Source organism: Dyella sp. (assembly GCF_036384435.1).
Taxonomy (GTDB): Bacteria; Pseudomonadota; Gammaproteobacteria; order Xanthomonadales; family Rhodanobacteraceae; genus GSA-30.
In genome coordinates this window covers 1-12,434 of the sequence record NZ_DASVMI010000146.1, presented here as the reverse complement: position 1 = coordinate 12,434, position 12,434 = coordinate 1, and the positions used below count along the sequence as shown (strand labels likewise).

Below are 12,434 nucleotides of genomic sequence, written 5' to 3'. Positions count from 1 at the left end.
GATCGGGGTACCTTCCACGTTTGAAGCCCATCAACGGCGACGTTTGACCGGAGTACCCGGTGCAGGATCCGGTGCTCCGCGTGGTGCATGCGGACTCTTCCAGGACCCGCTATGTTCACCCGAACGTTTCTCGTCTTCGAGTGCATCCCGATCCAGGGCTCTGCCGCCACTCTGGTAGGTCGAGCCTACTTTCGGCTCGTCCAATGCCTCCACATCATGAACCAACGAGCGTGCATTGCGATTATCGAAACCATGATGAGGCGCCTTGTCGGCCCCTGCGGGCTTGCCATTGCCTTTTGAGGCAGTGGACGACTTCAATGGGGATTGTCTCTGCTTGGATTTAGCCTGTGACTCGTTGGCCGATGACTTGCGTGGCACCTGCTGCTGATCCGGTGGCGTGAGGTTCATACGACGGCCATCACCGCCTGCTCCGCCAAAACGATCTGCTTCACTCATGATCTGGCTCTCCGTCGACAACACCAACTACATGATGTGACACGCCAGGTCAGGGCGATGTGCATGCAAGCTTGCGATCATCCATACAAAAGCAAACGAGCGCTACGATGAATCAACCGCCTTGGTGGCCGAGCAACCCATGGCTGCGCTCGCTGCATCGCCAATCAGGGATGCCTCACCGTGCAAGTTGTGATTTCCTGCGCGCCGACACATCCGTCGGATAGGACTCCCCCATCGCCTGGAACAGCGCCGCCGTGTCGGCCAGCCGCACTGCGGTCGTCTGGATCGCTGCCACGCGCGCATTCTGGTAGCGCTGCTCGTTGGACAGGGTCACCGGGTAAGCCACCGCGCCAAGGCGATAACGTGACTGGCTCTCGGCAAAGGCATCCTGCGCTGCAGCGGCAGACGCTTGCGCGGCCTGCAAGGCATGTCCGTCCTGTTCCAGCGCAACCAGCGTATCGGCCACGTTCTGGAATGCATTGAGCACGGTCTGCCGATACTGCGCCATGCTGGCGTCGTAACTGGCAATCGCCGCCTTGCGCTCGGCTATCAGGGCACCCCCATGGAAGATCGGCTGGGTCAGGCTCAGGCCTGCGCTCCAGATGCCCGATCCGGCGCTGAACAGGGCCGAGTCCTTGAAAGCCGCCGATCCCTTGGTCGCCGACAGTGAAATATGTGGAAACAGATTCGCAGTCGCCAAGCCAACGCCCGCGGAGGCCTCTCGTAGCGAAGCCTCCGCGGCCAGCACATCCGGCCGCTGGGCAAGCAGATCCGATGGCAAACTCACTGGCACATTTTCGGGCACGTGCCATGCATCCATCGGCAACGGTTCTGGCGCCTGGTCCGGCGTACGTCCAAGCAACACGGCAAGCGCGTGCCGTACGCGCAGCGACTGCGCACGCAACCCAGGCAGGTTGACATCGAATGCATCGGCGTTCTGCCGGGCATTGAGCACGTCATCATGCGATGCGGCACCAAGTGCATACGCCTTGCCTACCAGGTCGGCCTGGGTATGTGCGAGTACCGACAAGCGCTCGCTCACGGTGAGCTGCTCGGCGAGCGAGGAGGCATTTACGGCGGTAATGACGATATTGGCTGCCAGAGCTCGCCGCGCGGCGTCGAGTTGGAATGCCTGCTCATCCATGCGCGCAGCGGCTTGCTTGATGCTATAGCGATCCGCGCCAAACACGTCGAACGTGTAATTGAGGCTCAGTTGCCCGGCATACACGTTGTAGAGGCTGGTCGGCGGCCCGAAGCCCGGAAGACCTAAGGCGCGCTGGCGGGTAACCTGACCCTGCGCGTCCAGCGAGGGCAACATCGTGTCACCTGCCTGGGCGCGGTATTGCTGGTGGACGGCCTCCAGGGTATGCCGGGCGGCATCCAGCGAAGGATTGTTCTTCAAACCTTCTTCCACCCAGGCATTCAACGTATCCGAGCCATAGGCACGCCACCAGTCGGGCACAATGGGCGCACCGGGCCGCACCAGCGCCGATGCGCCATCTCTGGTGGAATCTTCCTGCACGGCATAATGCTGTGGCGAGGGTATGGCAGGCGGCCTGGTCGGAGGTGCGAACGAACAGCCGGCCGCCATCACTGCCAAGGCCAATGCACTCCAGCGCATGGATGAAAACCGGGACCGGATCATGGCGTCACCTCTTTGGCCGGCTCATCGGCACGCACGCGGAACCAGGCGGCATACAGCGCCGGTAAGTAGAAAAGCGTCAGCACTGTGGCCACCGTAATGCCCCCCATCAGGGCTGTAGCCATGGGGCCGAAGAAGTTGCTGCGCAACAACGGAATCAGCGCAAGTACGGCAGCGGCGGCAGTCAGCGTAATCGGTCGGAAACGACGCACGGTCGCACCGACAATCGCTTCCCAGCGCGGATGTCCTGCCGCGATATCCTGCTCGATCTGATCGACCAGGATCACCGAATTACGCATGATGATGCCGAACATCGCGATCGTGCCAAGCATGGCTACGAATCCAAACGGCTGGCCGAACAACAGCAGCGAGCCGATCACGCCGATCAAGCCCAACGGAGCCGTCAGCACCACCATGAAGGTACGCCCCAGGCTCTGCAATTGGATCATCAGCAAGGTCAGCACGGCAATCATCATCAACGGCATCTGCGCGTTGATCGAACCCTGTGCCTTCGCATTCTGTTCCACCGAGCCACCCACTTCGATCCGGTAACCCACCGGCAGGCTGGCGCGCAGCGACTGAAGTTGCTTGTCCAGGTCGTTGGTGACATCCAGGCCTTGCGCACCGCCCAGCACATCGGCCTGCACATTGATTGACGGCTGGCGATCACGTTCCCAGATCACACCGTATTCCAGGCCATAACGCACATGGCCCAACTGACCGAGCGGAATGGCGGCACCTCCCGGCGTGGGGATGGCCAACTGTTCGATCTGATCGGGATGCACGCGGTCTTCCCGCGGCGCACGCACGTCCACCGCGATCAGCTTGTCGCGCTCGCGATACTGGCTGACCGTCACGCCCGACAACGACATGGCCAGGAAATTGGCGACGTCCTGCGAGGTGATACCCAACTGCCGTGCGCGGGACTGGTCGATTTCAAAGCGTACCGAACGCTCGCCGGGCTCATCCCAATCGAACTGCACGTTGGTGGTACGCGAATCCTTACGCATGACACCGGCGATTTTCTCCGCAATATCGCGCACTGTGGCGATGTCATCGCCATTGACACGGAACTGCACCGGAAAGCCTACAGGTGGGCCATTCTCCAACCGGCTCACGCGGGTGCGCACAGCGGCAAAATCATGACTGAGAATGCTATCGAGGGCATGGGCCAGTTTTTCGCGCTGGTCGATGTCCTTGGCGGTAATGACGAACTGAGCAAAGTTCGGCTGGGTCAGTTGCTGATCCAGCGGCAAGTAGAAGCGCGGCGCGCCGCTACCGACGAAACTGACGTAGTTGGCGATCTCCGGCCGCCCTGCAATGGCCTTCTCGAAGCGTTTGACCTGGCTCAACGTAGCGTCGAAAGACGCCCCTTCGGACAGGCGCAGATCCACCAGCAATTCAGGGCGATCGGAACTGGGAAAGAATTGCTTGGGCACCAAACCAAAACCCGCCAGGGCGACCACGAAGGTGAGCACGGTGGCACCAAGCACCACAAAGCGATAGCGCAGGCAGGCATCGAGCCAGCGCCGGAAGCGGCGATAAAACACCGTGTCGTAGATCTCGATATCGCCCTCGTGATGCACGATGGCGGCAGCCTGGGCGCGACGGCGTTCGTTCCAAGCCTGCGGCATCCAGCGCGCCCACCACTCATGACCAGGCTTGGCGCGTGCGTGATGCTCGGGAAGCATGTGATAACCCAGCAGCGGAATCACGATCACCGCGGCCAGCCACGACACCAGCAAGGCAATGGCCGACACCTCGAATATGGAGCGCGTGTACTCTCCGGTACCTGACTTGGCCAGCGCTATGGGCAGGAATCCCGAAACGGTCACCAGGGTGCCGGTCAACATCGGAAATGCCGTGCTGGTATAGGCAAACGCGGCTGCGCGCATGCGGTTCCAGCCTTGCTCTAATTTCACCGACATCATCTCGACCGCGATGATCGCATCGTCCACCAGCAGTCCCAGCGCCAGCACCAGGGTACCCAGAGACACCTTGTGCAGGCCAATGTCGAAGATATCCATGCATAGCGCGGTGGCCGCCAGCACGAAAGGAATCGAGATGACCACCACCATGCCGGTGCGGAATCCCAGGCTGAGCAGGCTGACCAGCAGCACGATCGCCACGGCCTCGGCAACCGACTCAAGGAAATCATCCACCGAATGCGCTACCGCGTGCGGCATGCTGGTAACCGGATGTAGCGTCAGGCCGGCTGGCAAGCGCTTCTGCAAGCCTGACGTCGCCTCATCCAGCGCCTTGCCAAGCTGGATGACGTCGCCACCTGGCTGCATGGTGACGCCAATACCCAACACAGGCTTGGACATGAAGCGCACCTGCTGGCTAGGTGGATCGTCATAGCCGCGCCGGATGGTGGCAACGTCGCCGAGGCGAAAGCTGCGATCGTTGATACGCAACAGGGTGTTGCCCAGGGCATCGAGGTCGTCGAACTGGCCGGAAGGCCGCACATAGACACGATCGTCGGCCGTGGTGATGACGCCAGCGGACGCCACGGCATTCTGCTGGTTGATCGCCTGTGCGATCTGCTGTGGACTGATGCCCAGCTTGGACAGGCGCGCATTGGGAATGTCGATGTAGATGTGCTGGTTCTGGTCACCGAAATAGTCGACCTTGGCGACACCCGGCACACGTAGCAATTCGGCACGCAACTGGTCAGCATAGTCATGTAACTGGGCCGGCGTGAACCCGTCACCCTCAAGCGCGTACATGTTGGTGTAGACGTCGCCGAACTCGTCGTTGAAGAATGGTCCCTGCACGCCTTGCGGCAATTGCGCGGCGATGTCGCCGATGTTCTTGCGCACCTGATACCAGGTGCCTGGCACGATCGATGCTGGCGCCGAGTCCTTGATGTTGAAAAAGATCAGCGATTCACCAGGACGCGAATAGCTGCGCAGGAAATCGATCGACGGCGTCTCCTGCAATTTACGCGAGATGCGATCGGTGACCTGCTCCTGGACCTGTTTGGCGTCGGCTCCGGGCCAGAACGTCTGGATCACCATCACCTTGAAGGTGAACGGCGGGTCTTCCGACTGCGATAGCCGGCTATAGGAAAGCATGCCAAATACCGCCACCATCACCATGGCAAAAAACACCAACGGGCGGTGACGTAACGCCCATGCCGAAAGATTGAAACGCCCCTCCTCGCTCACGGTGCGTCCTCCGGGTGCGGCGGCGCGATAGCTTGCACTTTCTCGCCAGCGCTGACGGCATGCACGCCCTGCATCACGACCTGTTCGCCTGCTTGCAGGCCTTCACTGATCTGCACTTCGTGCTCGCCATAACGCGTGACGGTAACCGGACGCAATTGCAACGTGGATGTCTTGGGATCGAGCACCCATACCGCAGGCCGGTCTCCCTGGTGAAACAAGGCGGTAACAGGCAGGTTCATGCCCGTCGAGGCGCCACCGGGCAGCGACACCTCGGCTGTCATGCCGAGCGGCAGATCTTGACCGTTGGCATCCAGTGCCAGCTTGACGCGGTAGGTGCGTGCCTGGGCATCGGCAGCCGGCGATACGTCGCGCACGTGGCCTGAAAACACCTTGCCCGGCAAGGCCGGCAGGCTGACCGTCGCGTTTTGTCCCACCTGGATGCCAGCGATGCGATCCTCGGGGACATCAAAAAATACGTCTCGCTCACCGGACCATGCAAAACCGAAGATAGCTTGACCAGCCGCCACGACTTGGCCGATCTCCGCCTGCTCGCTGGTGATACGGCCTTCGCGATCGGCAACAAGCGTGGTGTAACGCGATTGGTTCTGCGCTAGCGCCACTTGCTCACGCGCCTGGTCCCGTGCAGCCAGCGCCGATGCGTAGGCATCGTGGGTCTGGTCGAGTTGCAATTGGCTGATGAGGTTCGCTTTCGCCTGTGCCTCGTCACGCTCGCGCTGCTGGGTGGCAAAAACCAGGCGGTGCTCGGCCGCCGCCAGTGTCGCCTGCGCGGCGGCCTGGTTGCGAGAGGCATCCGCCGCGTCGATCTGCGCCAGCACCTGGCCCTTCTTCACGGTGTCACCCAGCTTGGCCTGCCTTGCAACCAGTTGCCCGGGCACGCGGAACGACAGCGGCATTTCGTAGCGTGCATGGATATCGCCGGGGAACCGCACGGTTGCACGACCATCGGTCGCTTTCACCGGCATCGCGATCACTGGCTTGACCGACGCGGCGGGTGTGGTCGATTTACCGCAAGCCGATAACAGCGCAGCGGCAATCGCCAACGGTAAGGCAGCCCACAGCCCGAAACCCGCCTTGTGCGGGGAATTACGCTTTTCCACAAGCCACTCCTGGGAGGCGCGCCCCTGCGGCGGCCACGTGAATACAGTATCGCACTCTAATACATGATTGTATTTGAATTCAAACAGGCATTCAGATGCACCTGTCCAAGGCCGTGCTAGGATGCCTGCATGCCACGCAAACGATTGACCCGCGAAGAAAGCCGAGATCAGACTCGCGAGCGCCTGCTCGAAGCGGGCGCTGCGGTGATCGCGAAAAAAGGATTGGCTGGCAGCAGCGTGGAAGACATCGCCGCACATGCCGGGTACACCCGCGGCGCGTTCTATTCCAACTTCGGCAGCAAGAACGACTTGTTCATTGACTTGCTCAAGCGTGACCACGCCGACATCCAGGAGAGCATGCAGCAGATCCTCGATGCCGGCCTGTCGAAAAAGGATCTCCAGACCAGGCTGGCCGAGTTCTACGTGCAAGCCTATTGCGGCGAAACCAGTTTCGCGCTCTGGGCGGAGGCCCGGGTATGCTCCCTGCGTGACCCGAAGTTTCGCGCCCGCCTCAATGCGCTGATGCTGGAAAAGCGCGACACCATCGGACACTTCATCGAGCTGTTCTGCAAGGCAATGGACAAGCAACTGAACGTTCCGGGCCGTGACCTGGCTTTCGGCATGATGGCCCTCGTCGATGGTGTGCGCTTCTTCAATGTCTGCATGCCCAAGGAACTGCCTGAGGAAAACGCAAAAGACGTCTTGCACACTGTGTTTGCAGCGTTATTCTTCGATTGATGCACAACGCCCAACTTGGCTGCGTCGCCACCGAAGGAGACGGGTGGTCATGAGCGAGGGCTCAGTGCCAGAACTTTTCGAAAATTGCCAGCAGCAAAGAGCACGCTCCGACATATCTTCCTCGGCACGACCACGGCCGCCATCGCGTCGAGCTTGATCATCGCAAGCGCTGGATCTGGGCCGGTTTGTCAACCATACGTTTAGTTTCCGGGTCCGAGCCCACAGACCATGAAAGAAAAAATCGTCATCTTCACCGGTGCTGGCGTCAGCGCGGAAAGTGGATTGAAGACGTTTCGCGACATGGGTGGGCTGTGGGAGCAGTACGCTGTGGAACAGGTGGCCTCGCCGAAGGGTTGGGCGGCCGATCCGCACCTGGTGCTGCGCTTCTACAACGAGCGTCGCGCGGGCGTGCTTGCCGCCGAGCCAAATGCAGCGCACCTGGCCATTGCCAGGCTGGAAGACGCTTTCGATGTCGTGGTCATCACGCAGAACATCGACGACTTGCATGAGCGCGCCGGCTCAACCCGGGTATTGCATATGCACGGCGAAATCCTCAAGTCACGCAGCACGGTCGATGCCAATCTGATCTATCGCATGGACTCACCCACGATTGCATGGGGCCAGCTCTGTGAGAAAGGCAGTCAGTTGCGTCCCGACGTGGTGTGGTTTGGCGAAAACGTACGTTACCTGGCCGAAGGCACGCAGCATTTCGTCGAGGCATCACGGGTGCTGGTCGTCGGCACGTCGCTGACGGTGTATCCAGCTGCCGACCTGGCCGAGATGGCGCCTTATGATGCGAAGAAATACCTGGTCTCGCCGGAACGACAGAAGATGCCGTACGGTTACCGGCACCTCCTGGGTACGGCCACACGCATCGTGCCGCACATGGTCGAGCAGTGGCTGGCCGGCAAGGAACCTGCTCTCGACGGCTAGCCGGTCCTGGTCACTTGGGTTTCTTGCAGCCCCTGGGGAATTGCCAGACCCCATGATCGCCTTGCAAGGTCAACGTGGCCTTGCCGGTGATGTCATGGTCGCACTCGGCGGAAGCTTCCAACTGGGTGGGGGAAATCCAATGCGGTGCATCCAGATCGATGGCCACCTGGTCATCGGCACCGATAAGAATGCTTTCGCCCTTCCATACTTGCTTGCCGTCGATGGAGTAGATATCCCACAGCTCGCCATCCATGCCGTCATCCTGCGAGCGGGCAAGGTACAACCGACGATCCGGCGAGAATGCGACTGCGAAACCGCCTGGCTGCGTCTTGCCACTCGACAGCTCATACAGCGTGCCACTGCTTGACTCGCTGGTAGCACCACTGACCAGCGCAAAGCCCACGGCTGTGCCGCAATAGGTATGAACATCACCGCCGGCCTCGTCATAAGGCGGTTTGTCCTTGAGCACGACCGAGGTATCGTCCATGTGCAGTCTGAGCTCGTGTTTGGACACCCGCTGCACGATGCCTTTCATCTGTGCGATCAACTTGGCTTCCTTGGCCGGCGTATCGACGTTGTCGCAACTGAGCGACGAAACGCCGGTCGGGACGAACGACGATGGCGCCGAATGTGCAAAGGAGGATGTTGCGGCAATGGCCACTAGGAACAAGCTATATCCGCAAGGGTGCTTCATGCGTTGCCCTTTGATTCCTGAATGTCGCAGTGGCCATGCCCCTTCCATGACCGACACGACGAACACATCAGCGCTCGTGTTCGATCTCGTGAATGATATCCACAAATGCCCGTAAACCCGCCGGGAGCAGACGATGGCTGGGGTAATACAAGCAGAAACCGGGAAACGGAGGCGTCCAATCGGTCAGCACTGGCACCACCTCGCCACGGTCAATCGCGGGCTGCACCGTGTCGATCCACACATACGCCAGACCGAACCCCCGGGCCGCCGCCTCCACCATCAGGTCCATTCTGTCCAGAATAACCGTACCGGGCACATCCAGGCGCAATTCCTGTTCGTGACGCTCGAATTCCCAACGGTACATCTTGCCGCTGGGCAGACGCATGCGAATGCAGCGATGGTTGAACAGGTCCTCCGGGACAGCTGGTGTACCGTGGCGGTGCAGGTAGGCCGGCGAAGCCACCACCAGGAATTGCATCGCACCGCCGAAGGGCACCGCCACCATGTCCTGGGGCACTGCCTCCTTGAGGCGTACACCGGCATCGAAACCGTCGGCAACGATGTCGATCAACCGGCCCTCCGTAATCAGTTCAAGGCGTATATCCGGATGGCGTTCCAGAAAGGTCGGGATGATCCGCCGCATCAGCACGGGAGCGGCTTGCTCGAGCATGTTGATACGCAGGCTGCCCGACAGCTTGCCGCCGAGTGCGGAGACATCCAACAGGGTCGCGTCTAGCGCATCGAGGATGGGGACAAGGCCACGGAAGAGGCTGCTGCCGGCTTCGGTCGGCGCCACGCTGCGCGTGGTTCGGTTGAACAGCCGCAGCCCCAGCCGGTCCTCCAACGCACGCATCATGTGGCTCAACGTGGACGGCGACATGCCTAGATCATCGGCAGCACCGCGGAAGCTGGAATGGCGGACGATCGCGGCAAACGCCGTCAGTTCGGCCAGAGTCGGTCGTGTATTCATGGGATTTCACCACTAAGTCATCCCATTCTAGGGCATAGACCCATCAATTCAGGATTTCTATAGTGCATCGCATCGCAGCGAGGCCAGCCACACAGCGCCGGCCCCTGCCCTCAGCTACCGTCGGCAAGCCGTCTTGCCGATTCTTAACCGCTTAAACCCGGAGATTTCCATGCAAACCAAAGCCTATGCGGCCCAGTCCAGCAGCACTCCGCTGGCACTGACGACGATCGAGCGCCGTGAACCTGGCGCCAAGGACGTCGCCATCGAGATCCTTTATTGCGGCGTATGCCATTCAGACCTGCACACCGCGCGCGGCGAATGGGCTGGCGTACGCTTCCCGTCGGTGCCGGGCCATGAAATCATCGGACGTGTCACCTCGGTCGGTGGCGATGTGAGCAAGTTCAAAGCCGGCGACATCGTCGGTGTGGGCTGCATGGTCGGCAGCTGCCGGGAGTGCTCGTCGTGCAACCACGACCTGGAGCAGTATTGCCGTGGCCCGAACGGCTTCCAGGGTACCTATAACGGCTGGGCTCATAGCAGCGACGAGAACACCTACGGCGGCTACTCCGCTGCCATCGTGGTCGACGAGCACTTCGTGCTGCAGATCCGCCATCAGGAAAGCGATCTGGCCGCTGCCGCTCCGCTGCTTTGCGCTGGCATCACCACCTGGTCACCACTGCGCCACTGGAATGCTGGCCCGGGCAAGAAAGTGGGCGTGGTGGGCATCGGCGGTCTGGGTCATATGGGCGTCAAGCTCGCCCGCGCCCTGGGCGCGCATGTCGTTGCGTTCACCACGTCGCCGGACAAGCGCGAGGCCGCGCTGGCCCTGGGAGCCCACGAGGTGGTGGTGTCAAAGAACGCCCAGGAAATGGCTGCCCACACCGACAGCTTCGACTTGATCCTGGACACGGTGGCGGCATCGCACAACCTCGACGCCTTCACTAGCCTGCTAAAGCTCGACGGCACGCTGACGCTGGTCGGCGTACCCGAGACACCGCATCCATCGCCCTCGGTGGGTGGCATCATCTTCGGCCGCAAATCGATCGCGGGCTCACTGATCGGCGGCATCGCCGAAACGCAGGAGATGCTCGATTTCTGCGCCGAACACGGCATCGTGTCCGATGTCGAAATGATCAAGATGCAGGATATCGACAACGCCTACGATCGCATGCTTAAAAGCGACGTGAAGTATCGCTTCGTCATCGATATGGCGACGCTGTAACAAGAGCAAGCGCCATGGTCACGCCGGTCGGCATGACCATGGCCTTGGCCTGGCCTGTTATTGCTCCGGGTCCTGGAGCTTGCAGCCAGGAGGCAGCGGCGCCCAGTTCCAGGTGTCACCCTGCTGCACCAGTTTGACCGTGCCACGCATTTTTCTGGCGCATTTGATCGAAGCTTCGATGACATCTGCCTCGTTCCAGTGGATGTTGTCGAACACCGTGCTGGTATCATCGTAATGATCGATCAGGCTCTCGCCTTCCCACAGCTTCTTACCGTCGATGGTGTAGAGCGTCAGGATTTCCGCGGCAACCCCATCGCCTTCGGTGAAAGCCAGGTAATAGCGACGATCCGGCGAAAAGAGCACCTTGTAGCCGGCGGGCTGCTCCTTGCCCGAGTCGAGCCGATATAGCGATCCCAGCCATTGGGAATCTCCGTAATGGCTGACCAGCACGTAATCGAGCACTTTGCCGCAATACGTGTACGACTCGCTGCCCGCCTGGTCATAAGGCGGCTCTTCCTTCAGGTGAATCGCGTTACGGCCAACATGCAGCACAAGCTCGTGTTTCGAGGGCCGCGTCGCGATGCCTTGCGATTGGTCGATCAGCGCCTGTGCGTGATCATCGCTCGGGCATTCGATCGTGACTGGTTCGCTCCCACCAGCCATGGCCGGACGCACGAATGAGGCGACCACAAGCAGCGCAAACGCGCATCCGTAGAGCACTCGCATGACTTCCCCTTGCGCAAGATTTTGTCTGCAAAAATCATAACATCTTGCGCCAATACCACGTGGACAGAAAGACCGCTTCAGGCCCTCCCATGACAAGGTCTACGGACTTGAAGGAGCCTTAAAGAACTCGCTTATCCATCGCCCCCGCAAGCTCAGGCTTGCGACCTGGCCTTGATCGAGCAACAGGCGCCGGAGGCAGCCTTGGCAGCCCTTCGCCGGGTGGCTACTTCGATGAACAATTTTCGAAACTCCCTGCAAAAGCCGTCAAGCCACCGCGTTCAGGCCTAACGAGATATTCGATTCAGGAGGGGCGAACGATGGGATAACGCCAGGAAGGCTCGATACGTCTCCCTTGAGCTCGCCATAATGCGTATGACCACGAGTATCGGTATAACTATTCGTGCCTTGCGCGATCGACTGGGTACTTTTCTGGAATACCAGGAAACCCAGGGCCGAATTCACGCTCTGGTGAAAATCGATCGGAGCACCCGCCGAGGTGACATAGCTGCCTTGCGGGTCCATGCCATTGAGCATCTGGGTACCGGCCCGCTGGAACATGCTCATGAAGTAAAAGCTGCTGTCGGCCAGTTGAGACACTTTCGCCGTGTCCGCGGCAGATATCGATTTGCCACCCGAGCCCGCTTGCCCCCAAAGCAAATAGCTTTGTGTGGCATCGTCGTGGAACGTGTCAACCGCGTCGAGCAGGCTCTGATTGCCGTTGAGCGTCTGCTGCAACCATGCCTTGTCATGATCGTTCAAGGTGTT

11 protein-coding genes are annotated in these 12,434 nt (G+C 60.5%); 3 read left to right on the top strand and 8 right to left on the bottom strand.

All coding sequences use genetic code 11. The features are described from left to right. Positions 1-30 precede the first annotated feature (30 nt). The 4 genes from VF436_RS14185 to VF436_RS14170 form a co-directional block, all read right to left on the bottom strand. A complete protein-coding gene (locus tag VF436_RS14185) occupies positions 31-456 on the bottom strand; it encodes a hypothetical protein (RefSeq protein WP_330904681.1) in 426 nt (141 codons plus the stop codon). A 175-nt stretch (positions 457-631) separates the two neighbouring features. Further along, positions 632-2,101 carry an efflux transporter outer membrane subunit gene (locus VF436_RS14180; RefSeq protein ID WP_330904680.1) on the bottom strand — a complete coding sequence of 490 codons (1,470 nt, stop codon included), beginning with the start codon at positions 2,099-2,101 and terminating at the stop codon, positions 632-634. After that, positions 2,098-5,268, bottom strand: coding sequence for an efflux RND transporter permease subunit (locus VF436_RS14175; RefSeq protein WP_330904679.1), 3,171 nt, complete (start codon positions 5,266-5,268; stop codon positions 2,098-2,100). The genes VF436_RS14180 and VF436_RS14175 overlap by 4 nt, the downstream gene beginning before the upstream one ends. Further along, entirely contained in the window at positions 5,265-6,386 is a 1,122-nt protein-coding gene (locus VF436_RS14170; protein WP_330904678.1) for an efflux RND transporter periplasmic adaptor subunit, read from the bottom strand. Before VF436_RS14170 ends, VF436_RS14175 begins: the two co-directional genes overlap by 4 nt. Before the next feature lie 129 nt (positions 6,387-6,515). Between VF436_RS14170 and VF436_RS14165 the strand changes: the two genes are divergently transcribed. Further along, entirely contained in the window at positions 6,516-7,124 is a 609-nt protein-coding gene (locus VF436_RS14165) for a TetR/AcrR family transcriptional regulator (RefSeq protein WP_330904677.1), read from the top strand. A gap of 228 nt (positions 7,125-7,352) precedes the next feature. Further along, complete coding sequence (locus tag VF436_RS14160) at positions 7,353-8,057, top strand: SIR2 family NAD-dependent protein deacylase (protein ID WP_330904676.1); 705 nt, start codon at positions 7,353-7,355, stop codon at positions 8,055-8,057. A 10-nt stretch (positions 8,058-8,067) separates the two neighbouring features. Here the strand turns inward: VF436_RS14160 and VF436_RS14155 are convergent, their stop codons facing one another. After that, a complete protein-coding gene (locus VF436_RS14155) occupies positions 8,068-8,751 on the bottom strand; it encodes a hypothetical protein (protein WP_330904675.1) in 684 nt (227 codons plus the stop codon). A gap of 67 nt (positions 8,752-8,818) precedes the next feature. Next, a complete protein-coding gene (locus VF436_RS14150; protein WP_330904674.1) occupies positions 8,819-9,721 on the bottom strand; it encodes a LysR family transcriptional regulator in 903 nt (300 codons plus the stop codon). A 169-nt stretch (positions 9,722-9,890) separates the two neighbouring features. Between VF436_RS14150 and VF436_RS14145 the strand changes: the two genes are divergently transcribed. After that, entirely contained in the window at positions 9,891-10,943 is a 1,053-nt protein-coding gene (locus VF436_RS14145) for an NAD(P)-dependent alcohol dehydrogenase (protein WP_330904673.1), read from the top strand. Between the two features lie 57 nt (positions 10,944-11,000). Here the strand turns inward: VF436_RS14145 and VF436_RS14140 are convergent, their stop codons facing one another. Both VF436_RS14140 and VF436_RS14135 read right to left on the bottom strand, forming a co-directional pair. After that, a complete protein-coding gene (locus tag VF436_RS14140) occupies positions 11,001-11,669 on the bottom strand; it encodes a hypothetical protein (protein ID WP_330904672.1) in 669 nt (222 codons plus the stop codon). Positions 11,670-11,933: 264 nt separating this feature from the next. Next, positions 11,934-12,434 (bottom strand): hypothetical protein (locus VF436_RS14135; RefSeq protein WP_330904671.1); only part of this gene is annotated, 501 nt, incomplete at its 5' end.